18 protein-coding genes and 2 riboswitches are annotated in these 18,316 nt (G+C 67.3%); of the genes, 6 read left to right on the plus strand and 12 right to left on the minus strand.

The genetic code is table 11. The features are described 5' to 3' along the window. The first annotated feature begins 131 nt into the window (after nt 1-131). The 3 genes from HT578_RS04775 to qhpE are packed head-to-tail and all read left to right on the plus strand — an operon-like array spanning nt 132 to nt 3,600. Nucleotides 132-1,073 (plus strand): macro domain-containing protein, encoded by a 942-nt coding sequence (locus tag HT578_RS04775; RefSeq protein WP_213502371.1) that lies wholly within the window; start codon nt 132-134, stop codon nt 1,071-1,073. Then, nucleotides 1,070-2,842: an ABC transporter ATP-binding protein gene (locus HT578_RS04780; protein WP_338422167.1), complete on the plus strand. Its 1,773-nt coding sequence runs from the start codon at nt 1,070-1,072 to the stop codon at nt 2,840-2,842. The genes HT578_RS04775 and HT578_RS04780 overlap by 4 nt, the downstream gene beginning before the upstream one ends. Next, nucleotides 2,842-3,600, plus strand: coding sequence for a subtilisin-like serine protease QhpE (gene qhpE, locus HT578_RS04785; protein ID WP_213502372.1), 759 nt, complete (start codon nt 2,842-2,844; stop codon nt 3,598-3,600). The genes HT578_RS04780 and qhpE overlap by 1 nt, the downstream gene beginning before the upstream one ends. Here qhpE and HT578_RS04790 read toward each other — a convergent pair. Genes HT578_RS04790 through HT578_RS04840 form a run of 11 tightly spaced genes read right to left on the minus strand, consistent with a single transcriptional unit; the run spans nt 3,597 to nt 13,642 of the window. Next, nucleotides 3,597-4,295 (minus strand): SDR family NAD(P)-dependent oxidoreductase, encoded by a 699-nt coding sequence (locus tag HT578_RS04790; protein WP_213502373.1) that lies wholly within the window; start codon nt 4,293-4,295, stop codon nt 3,597-3,599. The two genes, qhpE and HT578_RS04790, sit on opposite strands and share 4 nt — an antisense overlap. Next, entirely contained in the window at nt 4,292-5,044 is a 753-nt protein-coding gene (gene yaaA, locus HT578_RS04795; protein ID WP_213502374.1) for a peroxide stress protein YaaA, read from the minus strand. The genes HT578_RS04790 and yaaA overlap by 4 nt, the downstream gene beginning before the upstream one ends. A 45-nt stretch (nt 5,045-5,089) precedes the next feature. Beyond that, complete coding sequence (gene cobU, locus HT578_RS04800; protein ID WP_213502375.1) at nt 5,090-5,620, minus strand: bifunctional adenosylcobinamide kinase/adenosylcobinamide-phosphate guanylyltransferase; 531 nt, start codon at nt 5,618-5,620, stop codon at nt 5,090-5,092. Continuing rightward, nucleotides 5,617-7,077: a cobyric acid synthase gene (locus tag HT578_RS04805; protein WP_213502376.1), complete on the minus strand. Its 1,461-nt coding sequence runs from the start codon at nt 7,075-7,077 to the stop codon at nt 5,617-5,619. Before HT578_RS04805 ends, cobU begins: the two co-directional genes overlap by 4 nt. Beyond that, nucleotides 7,065-8,018, minus strand: coding sequence for an adenosylcobinamide-phosphate synthase CbiB (gene cbiB / locus HT578_RS04810; protein ID WP_213504053.1), 954 nt, complete (start codon nt 8,016-8,018; stop codon nt 7,065-7,067). The genes HT578_RS04805 and cbiB overlap by 13 nt, the downstream gene beginning before the upstream one ends. Further along, nucleotides 8,011-8,991 carry a threonine-phosphate decarboxylase gene (locus HT578_RS04815; protein WP_213502377.1) on the minus strand — a complete coding sequence of 327 codons (981 nt, stop codon included), beginning with the start codon at nt 8,989-8,991 and terminating at the stop codon, nt 8,011-8,013. The genes cbiB and HT578_RS04815 overlap by 8 nt, the downstream gene beginning before the upstream one ends. After that, complete coding sequence (locus HT578_RS04820) at nt 8,988-9,701, minus strand: adenosylcobinamide-GDP ribazoletransferase (protein WP_213502378.1); 714 nt, start codon at nt 9,699-9,701, stop codon at nt 8,988-8,990. The genes HT578_RS04815 and HT578_RS04820 overlap by 4 nt, the downstream gene beginning before the upstream one ends. Further along, entirely contained in the window at nt 9,698-10,279 is a 582-nt protein-coding gene (locus HT578_RS04825; RefSeq protein WP_213502379.1) for a histidine phosphatase family protein, read from the minus strand. Before HT578_RS04825 ends, HT578_RS04820 begins: the two co-directional genes overlap by 4 nt. Next, complete coding sequence (gene cobT, locus HT578_RS04830; RefSeq protein ID WP_213502380.1) at nt 10,276-11,295, minus strand: nicotinate-nucleotide--dimethylbenzimidazole phosphoribosyltransferase; 1,020 nt, start codon at nt 11,293-11,295, stop codon at nt 10,276-10,278. Before cobT ends, HT578_RS04825 begins: the two co-directional genes overlap by 4 nt. Then, nucleotides 11,292-11,711 carry a DUF1636 domain-containing protein gene (locus tag HT578_RS04835; protein ID WP_213502381.1) on the minus strand — a complete coding sequence of 140 codons (420 nt, stop codon included), beginning with the start codon at nt 11,709-11,711 and terminating at the stop codon, nt 11,292-11,294. Before HT578_RS04835 ends, cobT begins: the two co-directional genes overlap by 4 nt. Beyond that, nucleotides 11,711-13,642 (minus strand): TonB-dependent receptor plug domain-containing protein, encoded by a 1,932-nt coding sequence (locus tag HT578_RS04840; protein WP_239026484.1) that lies wholly within the window; start codon nt 13,640-13,642, stop codon nt 11,711-11,713. Before HT578_RS04840 ends, HT578_RS04835 begins: the two co-directional genes overlap by 1 nt. 223 nt (nt 13,643-13,865) lie before the next feature. Continuing rightward, nucleotides 13,866-14,053, minus strand: a riboswitch (cobalamin riboswitch). Nucleotides 14,054-14,115: 62 nt separating this feature from the next. Continuing rightward, a riboswitch (cobalamin riboswitch) is annotated at nt 14,116-14,321 on the plus strand. 228 nt (nt 14,322-14,549) lie between these two features. Here HT578_RS04840 and HT578_RS04845 point away from each other — a divergent pair. From HT578_RS04845 to HT578_RS04855, 3 genes are read left to right on the plus strand one after another with little or no spacing between them, the layout of a single operon-like run. Further along, nucleotides 14,550-15,134, plus strand: a complete 585-nt coding sequence (locus HT578_RS04845) for a hypothetical protein (protein WP_213502383.1) — start codon at nt 14,550-14,552, stop codon at nt 15,132-15,134. Further along, nucleotides 15,131-15,766, plus strand: a complete 636-nt coding sequence (gene cobO / locus HT578_RS04850; protein WP_239026485.1) for a cob(I)yrinic acid a,c-diamide adenosyltransferase — start codon at nt 15,131-15,133, stop codon at nt 15,764-15,766. The genes HT578_RS04845 and cobO overlap by 4 nt, the downstream gene beginning before the upstream one ends. After that, complete coding sequence (locus HT578_RS04855; RefSeq protein ID WP_213502384.1) at nt 15,763-17,142, plus strand: cobyrinic acid a,c-diamide synthase CobB; 1,380 nt, start codon at nt 15,763-15,765, stop codon at nt 17,140-17,142. The genes cobO and HT578_RS04855 overlap by 4 nt, the downstream gene beginning before the upstream one ends. 15 nt (nt 17,143-17,157) lie before the next feature. On the opposite strand, the gene HT578_RS04860 is transcribed toward HT578_RS04855, so the two are convergent. Beyond that, entirely contained in the window at nt 17,158-17,940 is a 783-nt protein-coding gene (locus HT578_RS04860) for a LuxR C-terminal-related transcriptional regulator (protein ID WP_213502385.1), read from the minus strand. Nucleotides 17,941-18,316 lie beyond the last annotated feature (376 nt).

Genomic DNA, 18,316 nt, shown 5'->3' on the forward strand with positions numbered 1-18,316 from the left:
CGGGTCGCCGCGACACGTCTCTTCAGGCAGAGACGGCGCCTTCCCCGAAGATCGCTCCAATCTTGATCCGCGGGGGAGGCGTAGCGGCGCACTGTTGCGCAGGGCTTCTGCGCCAGGCGGGACTTGCGGCGGTGCATCCACCAGCACGTCCTTCCTCGGCGCCTGCGATCCTGCTGGGCGCCGTGGCGGTCAAGCTCCTGCGCGACTGCCTGGAAGCCCCCGATCTCCTGGCGAATGCCCGTCACGTCCGGCGCCGCATCGTCGCCTGGGGCGGCTCCGAGCCGACCGTTCTTCCCCACGATGCCGTCGTCCTGTCGGGCGGTGACCTGCATGCCGCGATGGAGCACGTACGCACCTCCCGGACCGGCGAGGCCGTACTTCCCTGTGCCTTCGGCATCCACACCGAAGCTCCCTTCCCGGTTGAAGACATGTGCCGCTTCGGCGCCCGCCCCGCCAGCGCCCAGGCCGTTACCCTCCTCCACGCCGAAGACGAAGAGGCCTGCTGGGTAGAAGCCGTGGCGCAGGGCTGGCTCTTCATGATCCCCTCGGCCCCCAAGGCAGCCTGGCTGCTGGGCGTCGGCGCCGAGATCCCTGAACTCCTTGAACTCAGCCGCCACATCGCCCCGCGCATCGAGCGCGGCGAAGCATCCCCTTCCGCCCGCTTCGAGACAGCCCCGCGCATGCTGACCCGCCTTTCGGGCCCCGACTGGCTCGCCTGCGGAACCTACGCGCTCGCCTTCGATCCGCTGTGCGGCGATGGCACCGCGCAGGCCGCCCGCGAGGCAAGCCTTGCCGCCGCCACGCTCCACGCCATTGCAGGGACCAACGGCAGCGAAGAGGCCGTGCGCCCCTATCTCGACCACTACCATTCGATGCTGCTCGCGGGCATGCGCCGTCACTTGCGCCAATGCGGGCAGTTCTACGCGACCGGCGCGGACAGCCCCTGGTGGCGCGCGCAACTGGACGCGACGCGCGAAGGCTTCGACTGGTGCAGCGCGCAGCTGGCGACCTTCCCCGAACCGCGCTACCGTCTCAACGGATTGACCCTGACACCGCTCGGGAGCCCGCAATGAGCCGCCCGCCCCTCGATACCGTCTCCATGCCCCAGCGCCCCATCGGCCCGCCCGGAGCTGCGCGCGAGCCGGACCGGATCGCCGATTGGGGCAGCTACGCGCGCCTCCTGCCCTACCTGCGCCCCTATCTCGGACGCCTGACGCTGGTTCTCCTCGTCAGTCTGGTCTCGACCGCGCTCGGCCTTGCCCAGCCCTATCTCTCCAAGATGCTGATCGACAACGCGCTGCTCCCGCGCGACATGGGCGCGCTCGTCGCCATCGGGCTCGCCATGGTCGGCGTGACCATCGGCAACTACGCGCTCAATATCCTGGCGAGCTACCGCTACATCTCGACCTCGGCGGACATGCTCTTCGATATCCGCGTGGCGCTGCTGCGCCATCTCCAGACGCTTTCGCCGCGCTTCTACAGCCGCTTTCGGCTGGGCGATCTCATGTCGCGCATCAACAGCGATGTGAGCGACATCCAGCGCGTCACCGCCGACACCATGCTCTCGGTCCTCAGCAACCTGCTCATGCTGGCAGGCGGGGTCGCGATCATGCTCTGGCTCGACTGGAAGCTGTTCCTGCTTGCCATTGTTCTGCTGCCCGCGTGCGTCGGCCTCTTCGTGGTCTTCCAGAGGAAGCTCGACCGCCTCACCCGCACCATGCGCGAGCGCGGTGCAGACCTGGGCAGTCTGCTCGTCGACACGATCATGGGCATGCGCGTCGTCTCCTCGCTCAACGCCGCCGCGCAGGAGACCGAGCGCTTTCGCACCCGCAACTCCGCCTTCGTCGAAGCCATGCTGCGCATGCAGGTCGCCTCGTTCATGGCCGGAGCCGTGCCCGGCACGCTGCTGGCCGTCACCACCTCGGGGGTGATCCTCTACGGCGGCTACCAGATCATCGAGGGGACCATGTCGATCGGCACGCTGGTCGCCTTCATGGCCTACCAGTCGCGCCTGTTTTCCCCCATCCAGGTCCTGATGGGCCTCGTCTCCGGGCTCAGTTCGGCGCGCGTGTCACTTGCCCGCATCTTCGAGCTGTTCGACACGCCAGCCGAAGTCCACGAAAGCGCCAACGCCCGTGCCTTCCCCGGCCTTGCCGATGCGATCCGTTTCGAGGATGTCGCCCTTGCCCATGACGACCGGGCGGTCCTCAAGGACTTCACGCTGGAAATCCCGCGCGGCAGCTTCTGCGCGGTCCTGGGCCCGAGCGGTGTGGGCAAGTCGACACTTGCCGATCTTCTTGTGCGCTACCTCGATCCCGACGCGGGGCGCATCCTGTTCGACCAGGCACCGCTGTCTGCCTTTACGCTGGGGTCCTTGCGCGAGAAGGTGATCTTGCTCGACCAGACGCCCTATCTCTTCAACGACACCATTGGCGCCAACATCGCCTTTGCGCGCCCTGAAGCAAGCGAAGAGGCGATCCGCGCCGCCGCGCATCAGGCTGGCCTCGATCCCCTGCTCGAACGCCTGCCACAAGGGCTGGCGACGCCTGCGGGCGAGCGCGGCCTTGCCCTTTCTGCTGGCGAACGCCAGCGCATCGCGCTTGCCCGCGTGCTGCTGCGCCGCCCCGAGGTCCTGATCCTCGATGAACCCACCTCCGCGCTCGATCCCGAGACCGAGCGCCACATCGCGCAGACCTTGCGCCAGGTCCTCCCCGAGGCAACGATCATCGCCATCACCCACAGACCCGCGCTCGCCGAAGTGGCCGATCGCATCATCACCATCGAGGAAGGCCGTGCGCACGTGCGCACACCCGAGACCCTCGCGCCGCTGGTCGACGCCTGATGGGTCCCGATAGGCCCGTCCCCCCGCTCTTTCCCGGACGGACCGGAACGGGCGTGCGCGTCGCGGTGATCGACAGCGGCGTCCACCCGGAGCATGACCACATCGATGCGGCCCGCATCGCGCCGGGCGTTCGCATCGACCGCGAAGGCCTGTGCCATGAAGGACCGGACGAAACGCTTGACCGGCTTGGCCATGGTACGGCGGTCACGGCCGCGATCCTCGAGAAGGCCCCCGGTGCCACCTGCATCCCCGTGCGCGTCTTTGCCGAGAGCCTCGCCACCAATGCCCGCGCGCTCCTTGCCGCGATCCGCTGGGCCACGGCGCAGGACGTCGATGTCATCAACCTCAGCCTCGGCACGACCAACACGGCCCACACCGCGGTCTTCGCCGAGGCGGTTGCAGAGGCCGCGGCAAGGGGAATCGCGGTAATCGCCGCGCACGATGTGGACGGAACCGCGTGTCTGCCCGGAAGCCTGCCTTGCGTGCTGGGCGTCACGCTCGACTGGGACTGCCCGCGCGAACGCTACTATGTGCCCGGCACCATCCCCACCGCCCTGTGCGCCTCGGGCTATCCGCGCGCGATCCCGGGGGTCGCGCCCCGGCGTAACCTCTACGGCATCAGCTTTGCCGTTGCGCAGGTGACCGGCTTCGCCGCGTGCGCTCTGGAGGGACGTGAAAGGCATGACCAGGGCGCGCCAGCCGAGGCTCTGCACGCCGCGCTCGTCGCGGCGCTCGAGACCGCTCCGGCGCTGTCCTAGAACGCGATCTCGCGCCCCTCGTAGTCGAACAGCTTGCCGCTGTCGGGCACCTTCAGGTCCTCGATCACATCGAGAAGCTGCAGCGCGGCGCGTTCAGGATCGAACAGGCGGCCTTCGGGCACATTGCCCTGAAACGGCTTGGAGAGCGGCGTATCGACCGTGCCCGGATGCAGCGCGACGACAACCGTGCGCGACTTGCGCCGCGCTTCCTCGATGGCGAGATTGCGCACCATCATGTTGAGCGCGGCCTTGGACGCACGGTAGCCGTGCCAACCGCCCAGGCCATTGTCGCTGATCGAGGCGACCCGCGCCGAAAGCGCGGCGAAGACCGCGCGCTGGCCCTTGGGGATGAGCGGCAGGAAGTGCTTGGCGACCAGCACCGGACCGATCGCGTTGACCGCATAGGTCTTCGCCAGCCACTCGGGATCGAGATCGCGCAGCGCCTTTTCCGGGCCCTTCTCGCCTTCATGGAGGAGCCCCGTCGCCACGATCACCAGCGATGGCGGCGGGCCCTTGGCCACCTGCGCAGCGGCGGCCTCGATGCTCGTCTCGTCGGTAAGGTCGATATGCGCGTCACCCCTGCGCGAACGGGCGAACCCGTGGACGACCTCGAAGGCGCCCTCCTCGATCAGCGCCGCCTCGAAAGCCGCACCAATCCCGCCCGAGGCGCCAATGACGACCGCGCTCGAACTCATGCGCGCGAGAACATCCAGCGGTCCTCTTCGCTCTGTTCGGGCACGAAGCGATAGCCTTCGGCGTCGAAGCCCTTCATGTCCTCGATCTTCGTGATGTGGTGCTCGCACATCCAGCGCGCCATCATGCCGCGCGCGCGCTTGGCGTTGAAGCTGATGAAACGCGGGCCGTTGGGGCCCGGCTCGCGAAAATCGACGTCGACGACGCGCAGGCCTTCCAGGCGTCCCTTGACCGAGGCGAAGTACTCCTGGCTCGCCAGATTGAGGATCGCGCCCGAGCCTTCCTCGGCGACTTCGGCGCGCAGGAAGGCGGCGATGCGGTCATCCCACCAGTCGGTCAGCGCCTTCTTGCGCGGTGCCCAGCGCGTGCCCATTTCGAGGCGATAGGGGCGCATCGCATCGAGCGGGCGCAGCAGGCCGTAAAGACCGGAAAGCAGACGGATGTGGTTCTGCGCAAAGGCGATGCCCTCTTCGTGCAGCGAGAAGGCGTCGAAACCTGCATAGACGTCGCCCGCAAAGGCGAACAGCGCCTGGCGCTCGGGAAGCTCGGGAAAGTCGCGGAAACGATCCGCGTTGAGCTTCGCCAGCTTGGGCGAGATGTGCATCAGCTCGGACAGCTTCTTCTGGCTGAGGTTCGAGGCCGATTTCGCCAGCCCCATCGCCTCCTCGGCGAAGTGCGGGGTGGTCAGGTCGAGCGGCGGGAGTTCACGCTCGAAATCGAGCGTCTTGGCAGGGGACAGAAGCGCAATCATGGGAGGCTGGGTACCCATGACAAAGGGCAGCGTCAAACGCCCAGATCAGCCCGCTGCAAACTTGCCCGCCCCCTTGAGCGCAAGGGGCAGTCCCGCCGCCACGAACACGACCTCGTCGACCTCCTGAGCGAGGCGCTGGTTGAGCCGCCCCGCCTCGTCGCGAAACCGCCGCGAGAGCGCGTTGCCCGGCACAATCCCCATGCCCACTTCATTGGCCACAAAGGCAACGGGCACCGGACAGCGAGCCAGCGCGGCCAGCAATTCCTCGCTGCGTGCGGCGACATCCTCGTCGCCCAGGATCAGGTTGGAAAGCCACAAGGTCAGGCAATCGACCAGCACCGCATCGGCCTCCTGCGCCGCGCGCGCCAAGGCTTCGGCCAGGTCCAGCGGCGCCTCGATGGTCGTCCAGCGCGCGTCGCGGTCGGCCTGGTGGCGGGCAATACGCTCTTCCATCTCGGCATCGAAAGCCTGCGCGGTGGCGATGAAGGCCAGGCGGCCGGGCACGGCCTCGATCCGCGCCTGCGCGTGGCGTGACTTGCCCGAGCGCGCGCCGCCCAGAACCAGAAGGCTGGTCATGCCGTTTTCTCCCTGGCAAGCGCAATCAGCGCGTCAATGTCTAGGTGCGCCTCCAGCCCTTGCGCCAATGCATCGAGCGCAGCATCGACACGCGCGTCGTGATCTGCGCCCGGACTGGCAACGCCGATCCGCTCCAGCAGGGCGCGGCGCAACGGCCCGGCGGCGAGCAGGCCATGGCAGTACGTCCCCATGACACGCCCATCGCGCGACAGCGCCCCATCCGGCCGATCCGCGTCCAGCATGGCGAAAGGGTGAGCCAGTGAGGCCCCGTGCGTTTCGCCCATGTGCATCTCGTAACCGGAAAAGCCTTCACCCAAGGCCGTTCCGCGCACCTGCCGCAGGGCCTTGCGCGGACCGAGCACGGTCGCATGGTCCAGCAGACCGAGCCCCGGCGTCTCGCCCGGCAGACCTTCGATCCCGTCAGGATCGGCAATGGTTCGGCCCAGCATCTGGAAGCCCGCACAGATCCCCAGCACGCGCCCGCCGCGCCGGTGGTGGGCCAGGATGTCGATGTCCCAGCCCTGCTGGCGAACGAAATCCATGTCGGCGCGCGTCGCCTTGGAGCCGGGCAGGACGATCAGGGCCGCTTCGGGCGGAATGGGCGTGCCGGGCGGGATCATCGCCACATCGACGCCCTCTTCGGCGCGCAGCGGATCGAGATCATCGAAGTTGGCAATGCGCGGTAGCATCGGGCAGGCGATTAGCGTCCTGCCCTCGCCACGCATCGGCCGCTTTTCGAGGATCACCGCGTCCTCGCTCGGCAGGTCGGCGACGGTGGAGAGCCAGGGTACGAGGCCAAAGCCGCGCCAGCCCGTGCGCTCCTCGATCGCCGCATAGCCATCGGCAAAAAGCGCCGGATCGCCCCGGAACTTGTTGACGATGAAGCCCCGGATCATCGCTGCGTCCTGCGCCTCGAGCACGGCGCGGGTCCCTACCAGCGAGGCGATCACCCCGCCTCTGTCGATATCGCCCACCAGCACAACGGGCACATGCGCCGCGCGGGCAAAGCCCATGTTGGCAATGTCCCCGCTGCGCAGGTTGATCTCGGCGGGCGAGCCCGCGCCCTCGACCAGTACCATGTCGCAGCGCTCGGACAGGCGCTTCCAACTGCTGAGCACTTCGCCCAACAGGCTGCGGCGCCCCTCGCGAAAGTTGCCCGATCCCAGCGTGCCGCGCACCTTCCCGTGCACGATCAGCTGCGAGGTGCGGTCGGCCTGAGGCTTGAGCAGCACCGGGTTCATGTCGGTGTGGAGCGGCGCGCGGGCTCCCAGCGCCTGGAGCGCCTGCGCCCGGCCTATCTCGCCTCCATCGACGGTGACCGCGGCGTTGTTCGACATGTTCTGCGGCTTGAACGGGAGGACCGACAGCCCCCTGTTCGACAGCGCACGGCACAGCCCCGCGACCAGCACCGACTTGCCGACATCGGAGCCGGTTCCCTGCAGCATCACCCCAGCCATGTGCGGCCTCCTGTAACAAGTGCGCACGCCAGCCAGGCCAGCAGGCAGGCGCGCAGATAGATGCCCTCGGCCTTGCGCATCGCCGGGGCATCGGCGCAGCGCCCTTCGTCTCCGATCCAGGGCTTGTCGGCTCGGACACCGTCGTAGTGCACGGGACCGGCAAGTCTCAGGCCCAGCGCGCCCGCCATCGCCGCCTCGCTCCAGCCCGCGTTGGGCGAGGCATGGCGCGCATGGTCGCGCCACAAGATGCGCCAGCCTCGCCCCCCTGCAAGACAGATGAGAACACCGCTCAGGCGCGCGGGCACGAAGTTGGCAAGATCATCGATCCGCGCCGCCGCCCAGCCATAGGCGCGCAGGGGTTCTTCAGGGTGGCCGATCAGGCTGTCGGCGGTGTTGATCGCCTTGTAGATCCATAGGCCCGGAAGGCCCGCGACAACAAACCAGAACAGCGGCGCGATCACCCCGTCGCAGAAGCTCTCGGCCAGGCTCTCGATGCCCGCACGCGCCACGCCCGCTTCGTCCAGCTCCCGGGTATCGCGCCCGACGATGCGCCCAACCGCCTTGCGGGCTGCGGGAAGATCTCCTGCGGCCAACGCGCGGCGAACCGGAACGATATGGTCGTACAGGCTGCGCTGGGCCAGCGCAGGCCAGGCGACAAGCGCAATCACCAGCCAGCTCCACGATCCAGCAAAGCGGCCTGCGACGGTTTCCACGCCCCAGGCCGCCCCTCCCACCATCACCGGGAGCACGATCATCGCGGCAACGCCCCGCAGGCGCCGCGCGGAAAACGAAAGGTCGGGAAGGTTCCAGCGGCGCTCCAGACCACAAATCACCCGCGCGAAGGCCCCAACCGGGTGGCCGATCCGGCGGTAGAGCCCCTCCGGCCAGCCGAGCGCGGCGTCGAGCATCAGCGCGCCCAGGACGGCGGCGCCCTCAACCATCACGGGACCAGCGCGTGAGAGCCGCCTCCAGCCGGGCCAATGCGTGATCGCTGTCCGGCAAGCCGAAGCGCAAAAGCTTGGGATGGCCCTCGAACGGCCGGGTCAGGATATGCGCCCTGGCGAGTGCCTCGAACAGCGAAGGGGCTCTGTCGGTGGACACCAATCGAAACAGCGGCGAAGCCCCTTGCGCGACGAGGCCGTGACGCGCGAGCCGCGTATCCAGCCGCTGTGCACGGCGCGGCAGGCTCTGACGCGCCTGCCCGATCCAGTCGGTATCGGCGTAGGCGGCGAGGCCCAGATCGATGGCCGCGCTCGACAGTGGCCAGTCCCCGTGCAGGCGGCGTAGGGCCGAAAGGAGGGCCGGCGGCGCGAGCACGAAGCCGAGGCGAAGCCCCGCCAGCCCGAAGAACTTGCCGAACGAACGGGTCACGATCAAGCGGCGCCCTTCGCGCACCTTGCCCGCAACACTCGCACCCTGATGCGCGTCGGCAAAGGCTTCATCGACGATCAGCCAGCCGCCCTCAGCCTCCTGCCAATCCAGCGCCGCCAGCACCTCGGCGCGCGTCTGCAAGGTGCCGTCGGGGTTGTTGGGATTGGTGAGGACACGCACGGTCGGACCCAGCGCTCCGTTCGGAGCGGAGCCGAAAGCCTTGGCATAGGTGCTGTACGTGAGGGGGCCGGGCGCAAGCGGAAACTGCCGCAGGACCTCTCCCAGAGCGCGAAGGCCCGCTTCGCTTCCCGGCACCGCCGCGCACGTGGCCGGATCGGCTCCGAAGTGGGACGCGGCTACCGCCTCAAGCCGGGTCAGGGCCGCCGGGTCGGGCAAGGCCCGCCAGTCAGGCACATAGTTCTGAGCCCCCGGCCAGGGCTCCGGATTGATACCGGTGGAAAGGTCGAGCCAGTCTTCGGGCGTACCGCCGTAGCGCGCGCAAGCCGCCGAGAGGCGCCCGCCGTGGGCCACGAAGGCGCTCACGCCAGCACCACCAGTGCCGCAAGCGTTATGGTCTCGACAAGCTCGATCCCCGCACCGTGCCCATCGCCCGAAATGCCGCCGATACGGCGCTTGAGCCAGAGCGCCCAGAGCGCGCTCGCCGGGAATACGGCCAGGAGAGCGGGCGCGAATACCAACGCGCACACCGCCAGCAAGGCGGACCAGGCAAGGCACACCGGCCAGCTTGCGCCGCTTCCAAAGCGCGTACCCATTCCGGCATGGAGCGGGGGCAGCAGCAACGTCCAGGCCATCGGTGCAATACGCGCTGCCACGGGCACGAGAACCAGCGCTGGGAGCGGCACCGTGCTCCACGCGAGGAACAGCAGAACCAGCTTGGCGAGCAATTGCAGGACGATGGCGACCACGCCGAAGCTGCCGATATGCGGGTCGGCAAGGACGGCGGACAGGCGCTCACGGTCCCCATGGGCCGCACCCGCCGCATCGGCGATGTCGCCCAGACCGTCGAGATGGAGCGCGCCGGTCATGCCGACCCAAACTAGAAGTCCGCACAGGGCGGCAAGGGCTGCGCTGTGGAGCCCCCCGGCCCAGACCGCCCCTGCAAGGCAGGCGCCGACCACAAGGCCCGCCATCGGAAACCAGCGGATCGCTCGGGCCATGTCATCGCTGGTCGCTCCCACGTCCGGCAGCGGCAGGCGCGTCATCAACTGGAGCGCAAGGATCGCTGCCTTCATGGCAAGGCATCCCCGATATCGAGCCCCACGACCTGCCCTGCCAGTGTCGAGCCCGGCCAGATCCGCAAGGTCAGGCACGCCCGATACGGCAGGTCGATGGCCCAGACGCCGTGATGGTCGAGCCCGGTCAGCACGGATAGGGCAGCGTGCATCGCGCCTGCATGTGTGACAACCAGCGCGCCGTCGTCGAGGGCCGCAAGTCCCCTGCGGACCCGGGCGCAAAGTTGCGACCAGCGCTCGCCGCCGGAAGGAGGATTTCCCTCCGGATCTTCCCAGAAGGCGGTCAGGGCCTCAACATCGATAGCCTCGGGCGCAAGGCCGTCCCAGGCACCGAAATCGAGTTCCCGCCAAACCGGGGAGGTCTCCAGTTCGAGCCCCAGCTTCTTGGCCAAACGCTGCGCCGGAAGCATCGCACGCGCAAGATCCGAACTTACCAGCCGTGTGGGCGCCACCTCCTGCACACGCTGGTGCAACACGGCGCAATCCACCACCGCGGGCGCCACGTCGCCATGCCCCCACAGCAGTCCCGGGCTCACCGGAGGGACATGGCGAACAAGGTGGATCCGCCGCACGTTCATGCGCTCCCGGCCGCCACCTCGGCCTCGGCGAAGGTCGCCATCTCGCCGTGCGCGGCCAGCGCGGCGCGCACCAGCGGCACCGCTACCGCCGCGCCGGAGCCCTCACCCAGCCGCATGCCCAGCGCGAGCAGCGGCTCGAGCCCCAGATGCTCCAGCAAGCGTCCGTGCGCGGCTTCGGCTGAGCGGTGCGCGGCCAGGCAATGGTCGGTGAACGCCGAAAAGGCCGCAGCCAGCGGCGCGATTGATGCCGAGGCGATGAACCCGTCAAGCAGCACGGGAATGCGCCGCATGCGCGCAGCCAGCATGGCGCCTGCCATCGCGGCGATCTCGCGCCCTCCAAGGCGGCGCAGGGTCTCGAAGGGATCGGTGCAGGCCCCGGCATGGAACGCCAGCGCGGCCTCGACCGCGGCGACCTTGCGCGCAACACCCGCTGCATCGAGGCCAGTACCGCGTCCGCACCAGTCGGCCGCCTCGCCTCCGAAAGCCATCGCCGCAAGCGCGGCTGCGGGGGTCGTATTGGCAATGCCCATTTCGCCCACGAAGAGAAGCTGGGTCTCCTCCTTCACCGCCTGTGCGCCTGCGTTCAGCGCAGCCAGGCAGTCCGCCTCGTCCATGGCCGGTTCGCAGGCGATATCGCCGGTCGGACGATCAAGATCGAGCGCGACGATGGAAAGATCAGCCCCGCACGCCGCCGCAAGTGCGTTGATCGCCGCCCCGCCACCCGCGAAATTGGCGACCATCTGTGCGGTCACTTCGACCGGAAAGGCGCTGACCCCGCGCGCGGCAACGCCGTGATTTCCCGCGAAGACCAACGCCTGAACCACGTCCAGCCGTGGGCGCTCGGCCCCTTGCCATCCGGCCATGAAGACCGCGATCTCCTCCAACCGCCCCAGCGATCCGGACGGCTTGGTCAGTTGGGCCTGCCGGGCGCGCGCGGCCGCGATGGCCCCGGCATCGGGCCCGGGCATCGCCGCAAGCGCATCGAGAAAGGCGGCGCGGTTCTCGAACAGGGTCATGTGCACAGGTATCCTTCGGGCGGAGTGCGGGTGATGAAGTGGCCCTTCACGCCGTCCGGCCAATGGGCGTAGCGCACCACGCCCTCCTCGCTCTCGGCATGGGCCGCCGCATAAGTCAGGATCGCGCGGGCGGCCTCGGCATCGGCCGAGAAGTCGCCCAGCACGTAGCCGACCTTGCCGGGCGCGCGGATGTGGATGGTGCAGAACCGCTTGCAGGCGAAGAGGCAAGGCATGTCCTGCACTTCGACCCCTGCGAAGGCCTCCTCAGCCGCCTTCACCTCGCGCAGGGCCGCGGCGAGGCGCGCGCCGCCGCGCAGCCCCTCACCGTCCTCGCGCGCTTCGGCGGTGTGACGACAGGTGGAGCAGACCACCACCTGCGTCGTGCCCGCCCCACTTTCCTCCAGCGCGCGCAGCATCAGAACCGACTCCGGATACCGGCGTAGACCGTGCGGCCCAGCATCCCGTAACCGCTCGCGGTTTCATAGCGTGTGTTCCCGACATTCTCGACGCGGGCCTGGAAGGTAAGCCCGGGCATCACCTCCATCTGCGCGCGCAGATCGACCAGCCAGTAATCGTCAAGCACGGTCGAACTGCTGGCGCTGGTGAAGGTCTTGCCCGAATAGCGCGCGGCGACACTGGCCCGAACCCCCGCAACGTCCACACCGCCCTCGACGTTGGCGGTATGGCGCGGTACGCGGGCGAGTTGGCGCCCATACGTCGAAGCCTCGGGCGTGCGGTCCTCGGCATTGGTCCAGGTGTAGTTGCCATCGGCGAAGAAGACGCCGAGGCGCGCCGTCGCGGCCAGCTCCAGTCCCTTCGCGTGCGCCTTGTCGACATTGGCATAGTAGCCAAAGCGCGTGGTGTCGGTGCCCGGAATGTAGCAGACCTCGGGCTGGTCGGCGCCGCTCGGGCAATAGGCAAAGTTGATGAGGTTGGTCGTGCGCCGCTCAAACCAGGTGGCCGAGGCGCGCAGGATCTCGCCCAGCCCCTGCTCGATCCCGACTTCCCAGCCCTTGGCCTGCTCGGGCTCGAGATCAGCGACGCCATAGGCCGAGAACATCTGGTAGAGCGAAGGCGCCTTGTAGCCTTCGGAATAGTTCGCGCGCACCACGGTCACGCCGTCGTTGGGCGAGTAGGCCGCGCCCGCGCTCGCCACGGTGTTGCCCCCAAAGCGCGACTGGTGGTCGTAGCGCACGCCGCCATCGAGCGTGAGCCCCTCGAGCGGGGTCACGCGCAACTGGCCGTAGAGACTGTCGGTATCGACCGCGTGGCGCGTCAGCTCATAGGGCACAAGGCTGTTTCCGGGCGAAGCGGTGGTCATGCGCTGCTCTTCGCGCTCGGCGCCGAAGAGCAGCTGCACGGCTTCGTTCAGCGTGAAGGTGCCCTGGTATTCAAAGCGGCGCAGGCGGCCATGCGCGTCGAAGGTGATCTGGCGGATGTCACGCTCAGGATCGAAGTTCTCGCGATCCGAGGTCGTCTGCGTGACCGCAAGCCGGTTGACGAGGCGCCCATCGAACAGGCCGAAGTTGAGCCCGGCATATCCCGACCATTCCTGCGTCGTGCCGAACGCATACGTATCGCCCGAAGACCCGTCGAACTCCGAACGCGCATCCGACCAGTAGCCGCGCAGGTCCAGCGACACGTCAGTGGCCAGCTTGAAGCGGGCCGACCCGCTCGCCGAGGTGCGGCGATAGCCGTCATCCTCGGTCCCGCTTGAACGGGCCGAGATGCCGTCGGTGCGGAAGGTGGAGCCCGCCACGCGCCAGTCGACAAGGTCGCTCGTGCCGCCCACGCCCGCGCGGGCCGACACGGTCTGGTTGGAGCCCGCCTCGGCGGCAAAGCTGCCTTCGAGCGGCTGGGACGCCTGCCGCGTGGTCACATTGACGACACCACCGATGGCGTTGCTGCCCCACAGGATCGACTGCGGCCCACGGAGGATCTCGATGCGCTCGGCATCGTCGAGGAACAGGTTGGAGACGTTGACGCCGCCCGCCGTCGAGGAGGGATCGGACAGGCGCATGCCGTCAATCACCATGACCGTGGTGCCATCATCCGCGCCGCGGATGCGCAGGCTGGTGCTGGTGCCGTACCCCCCGTTGCGCGAGATCGAGACACCGGGCGTGCGCAGCAGGATGTCGGTGACGGAGAAAGTCTGCGCGTCCTCGATAGCCTCCTCATCAAGCACGGTGACACTGGAGGAAACCCGCTCGGCGGCGACCGGGGTGCGCAAGGCGCTGACGTAGATCGTACCCGGAGGAGCTTCCTCTGCATGGGCGAAGGAAGGTGCGAGGACGGACAGCGGGAAAACGAGGGCCGAAACTCCGGCCAGATAGGAAAACTTCAACACGGGCGGGACAATTCCCTTCATGCAAACAACGGTTTGCCCGCCGCTTGCGCTCCGTTGTGGCAAGGAACCGCCGTATCGCAGATCTTCTGCTTTCGAGAAGAGCGCACGACCCGACGCCCCCTGCCCGGATCGCATCCGGCAAGGCGGTGGCTGTCGCTACGCGAGGGATGACCTTGACCAGTGACGGCGCGGCCCTCGAACACCCGGTGCACCCTGCCCGGATGAAGAACGACGGCGTCAGGCAGGTCTCCTGGCTCGCGGGTCAGGGCGCTCCGACCGCCTTCTCAGGACGCATGTCCCAATGGCAGATTGGCCGGATGGCTCGCCGCTTACAGTTGCAGGGGCAGCCCGGGTCTTGCACCCGGTTCCCTTTTGATCCCCTTGCGGGGAACCTGTCGCTTGGGCCCGCGAACTATAGGTCCGTTGCCCGCTGCGCAAGTGCAATATACTTGCGGGAAAGACGATGGTCGCCTAATCGTGGGGGCGCAACGGGTGCCCGAGAGGGCTTAATCGGGAAGTCCGGAAAGGTCGCCAGGAGGCGATCTGGGCCGGCACTGCTCCCGCAACTGTGACCGGGGAGCGCATCGCCACATGCCATTGGGAGGGATCTCCCGAGAAGGCGGCGAAGACGCGCTGTGAACCGGGAAGTCAGGAAACCGGCCCGATGCCGTCGTTTTTTCGCGCGGGCGGGATGAACCGGGCGGACGAGGGCCTCGCGATCTGCGGGGATACCCCTTGGCGGACGACATTCGTGTGTCGCCTCGAAGGGAGCCTGAAATTCATGCCGTACTGCTGAACTTTTTTTCGTTTTCCAGCCAAGGCCCGTTTTGTCGGCTTCCTCTGGCCGTGTCCTTGCATGGGCGCGCGCCAGCGCACCTTTCCCCTTTTCTGCAAGGAGATACCCCGCATGCACCGCTCCCCTGCCCTTTCCTCGACCCGCTTCCAGTGGACGATCTTCGCCATCCTCGCCGCTGTCATGCTGCTCACCCGCTCGCATGCGCTGACGCACATGGAGCATGTGCCCAGCACCGCGGTCGCCAGCTTCTTCGTCCTGGGCTACTTCGTGCGCCGTGCGGCGGGCTTTGCCGGCCTGTTCGGCCTTGCCTACGCGATCGACGTCGTCTCGATGTCGGTGCTGGGGGTCTCGGACTTCTGCTACACGCCCGCCTACGCCATGCTGGTCCCCGCCTACGCGGCGATGTGGATGTCCGGACGCTTTGCCGCCAACCTGCCCGAGCGCCTTTCCTCGCTTCCCACCATGGCGCTCCTCGTCGGCGGCGCAACGGTCGTCGCGCACCTTTGCTCGAGCGGCGGCTTCTACTTCCTGGGCGGACGCTATCCCGACCCGACGCTGGCCGAATTCGCGCCCCGCTTCGCACGCTACTTCCCGCGCGCCCTGGTCGCCTCGCTGACCTGGAGCGGTATTGCCGCAGCCCTCTGGGCGCTCACCCTGAGCGCACGCCCCGACCTGCGCCGCGAGGCCGCGCGGTGAGCGAGGCTTCCAGCCAACCCGAAACCGCCACGCTGAGCGAGGAGGAGCGCCGCCACAAGGTGCGCACCGCCAAGCACAAGAAGGTGGTCGACGCGCGGATCGCGGCGGCCAGGATCGACAAGGGCCTGGTGCTCGTCCTGACCGGCAACGGCAAGGGCAAGAGCTCCAGCGCCTTCGGCATGGTCGCACGTACGCTCGGCTATGGCCGCAAGGCCGCGGTGTTCCAGTTCATCAAGGGCAAGGAAGACGTGGGCGAACGCGCTTTTCTCTCGCGCCAGGACGGCGTGACCTGGGAGAATTGCGGCGAGGGCTTCACCTGGGAAACCCAGAACCGTGCGCGCGACATCGCCGCCGCACGGGCGGGCTGGGAGAAGGCCAGGGCCGCCCTCTCCGATCCCGACATCTCCCTGGTGGTGCTGGATGAACTGACCTACCTCGTCACGTATCGCTACCTCGAACTGGATGAGATCCTGCCCGCAATCCGGGGCCGCCCCGCCATGCAGCACGTGGTCATCACTGGCCGCGCGGCGCACGAGGAACTGGTCGAACTGGCCGACACGGTCAGCGCCATCCGCGACGAAAAGCACGCCTTTCGCGCGGGCGTGCGTGCGCAGGTCGGGATCGACCTGTGAGCCCCTGCGGCCCCGCAACCGAAAGTGCGCAGTGCCCTGCCCTGCTCGTCTCCGCCCCAGCCTCGGGCCAGGGCAAGACGCTGGTGACCGCCGCCCTCGCCCGCCGCCACCGGCGTGCTGGGCGGCGCGTGCGCGTCTTCAAGTGCGGGCCGGATTTCCTCGACCCGATGATCCTTGAACGGGCGAGCGGGGCTCCGGTCCACCAGCTCGACCTGTTCATGGTCGGCGAGGAGGAATGCCGACGCCTGCTCCATGAGGCGGCACAGGACGCGGACGTTATCCTGGTGGAAGGGGTCATGGGCCTTTTCGACGGAGACCCCAGCGCCGCCGACCTCGCCGCACGGTTCGGCCTGCCGGTTCTCGCCGTGCTCGACGGCTCGGCGATGGCGCAGACCTTCGGCGCACTGGTGCTGGGGCTCGCCCGCTATCGCAGCGACACGCGCCTCCTGGGCGTCCTGGCCAACCGGGTGGGCAGTGCGCGTCACGGCGAAATGCTGGAAGAAAGCCTGCCCGAAGGCATCGCCTGGCTGGGCGCCCTCGCCCGCGATCCCGACCTGGCCTTTCCCGAGCGCCACCTGGGCCTTCTCCAGGCCGACGAGATTGCCGATCTCGACGCACGCCTTGACCGGGCCGCGGCCAGCCTCCCGGATGGCGCCGACTGGCTGCCCGAAGCCGTCACCTTTTCCGCCCCGGCCAGACGCCCAGTCCCCGCGCGCTCCTTGGAGGGGCACACGATCGCCGTCGCCCGCGATGCCGCATTCGGCTTCATCTACCCCGCCAACATCGCCTGTCTCGAAGCGCTTGGCGCACGGATTGTCTATTTCTCGCCACTGGAGGACACGGCGCTTCCCGCCTGCGATGCGGTCTGGTTACCGGGAGGCTACCCCGAACTCCACGCCCAGCGCCTATCCGCCAACACGCCCCTGATCACGGACCTCCAAAGCCACCACCGCGCAGGCAAGCCCATACTTGCCGAGTGCGGGGGCATGCTCTTTTGCCTGGAGACCCTTGCCCCGCGTGAGAGCGCATCTGTTCCGATGGCCGGGCTGCTACCCGGCCACGCGGCGCTGCAGCCGCGCCTCGCCGCGCTCGGACTTCAGGAGGTCGCCCTTGAGGGTGGGAGCCTGCGCGGCCACACCTTCCATTACTCGACCATGGAAACGTCGCTGTCGCCGATCGCGCAATCGCGCTCGCCGCGCGGCCGCGCCGGTGAAGACGTGTTTGCAAGCGGTCGTCTCACCGCTACCTACATGCACCTCTACTTCGCATCCGCCCCGGATGCGACGGCGCTGCTTTTCCAGAAAAGCGCAACGCGCGCCGGTGCCGAAAGTCCTGCCGACAGCACCGGTCGCACGCCGCAACCCGCAAGGGCCTGACGGCCTTGCGCCCCTTCAGTGCGCCATGGCTACCAGCGGCGGCGTCGCATCCTCGGACGGCACCACCTCGCCGGCGTCCGCATCGGCGAAACGCCCATTGGCCAGGACGAGACCCTGGTTGACCGCCCAGATCGCGGCCTGAGTACGGTTCTGGACCATGAGCTTGCGCAGGATCGCCTTGACGTGAACCTTCACGGTCGCCTCGCTGATATCGAGACGATAGGCGATCACCTTGTTGGGGTAGCCCATCACCAGACAGTGCAGCGTATCGATCTCGCGCTCGGACAAGAGTTCGCCCAGCTCGACCTTGATCTCGGCCTCCCCCTCGATCAGCGGACGCTTGTGCGCGAGATGTTCGAGCAGCGCGGTGGGCATGACCTTCTCCCCCTGATGGACGAGACGCAGCGACCCCAATAGCGGGTCGGAAGCGATTTCCTTGAGAAGGTAGGCATCGACGCCGCGATTGAAGGCATCGACCATCTGACCAAAGTTGAAGCAGTCCACGAGCGCCGCGATGCGAAGGCCGGGAAAGCGCTCCTTCAAGGGGTGAAGATTATCGATGTCGCCTTCCAGAACGGCGAGGTCGAGAATGGCCAGATCGAGGTTCGACGCCTGTTCGTCGGTCAGCGCATCCTCGCATGAGGGAAAGCATTTCGCACAGGCAAACTCACTTCCCTCAAGTATTTTGCCGATACCTTCACGTATGAGTGAAGTAAAACCGATGATGGAAACATCCACTACGGAATCAAGAGATGTCATCGCCTTTCTCTCCCTAATATGGAAATACGGACGACCCAAGACCGCACTTGAAAATTTGCCCCTTCATCATCCATTCAAATTCTGAACAGACATGAAAATTACAAAAACAAGCAAGATTTGACGCACAAGAAGATCATACCTGCCATTCTCCAAGTGCCACCACCCAAGCGGCGCGAACTTGTCGAGATAATCTGGACGCATTACGCGGCCATGCGCAGATATTGTATATTATTTTTTTACATTACGTCATCTTGCGACTGCACTTCATGAGAATAAGTAAACCACATAGTTAATGCCAAGTCTACGCATTTATACAATTGCCGTAAAAATACGCGAAATACCTCAGATTCAGAGTGGAATAGGATACCCCTTCAGAAATATTTTGATACCGAAAGGAAACGACTCGACGAGTCGA

This window comes from Novosphingobium decolorationis (assembly GCF_018417475.1).
Classification (GTDB): Bacteria; Pseudomonadota; Alphaproteobacteria; order Sphingomonadales; family Sphingomonadaceae; genus Novosphingobium; species Novosphingobium decolorationis.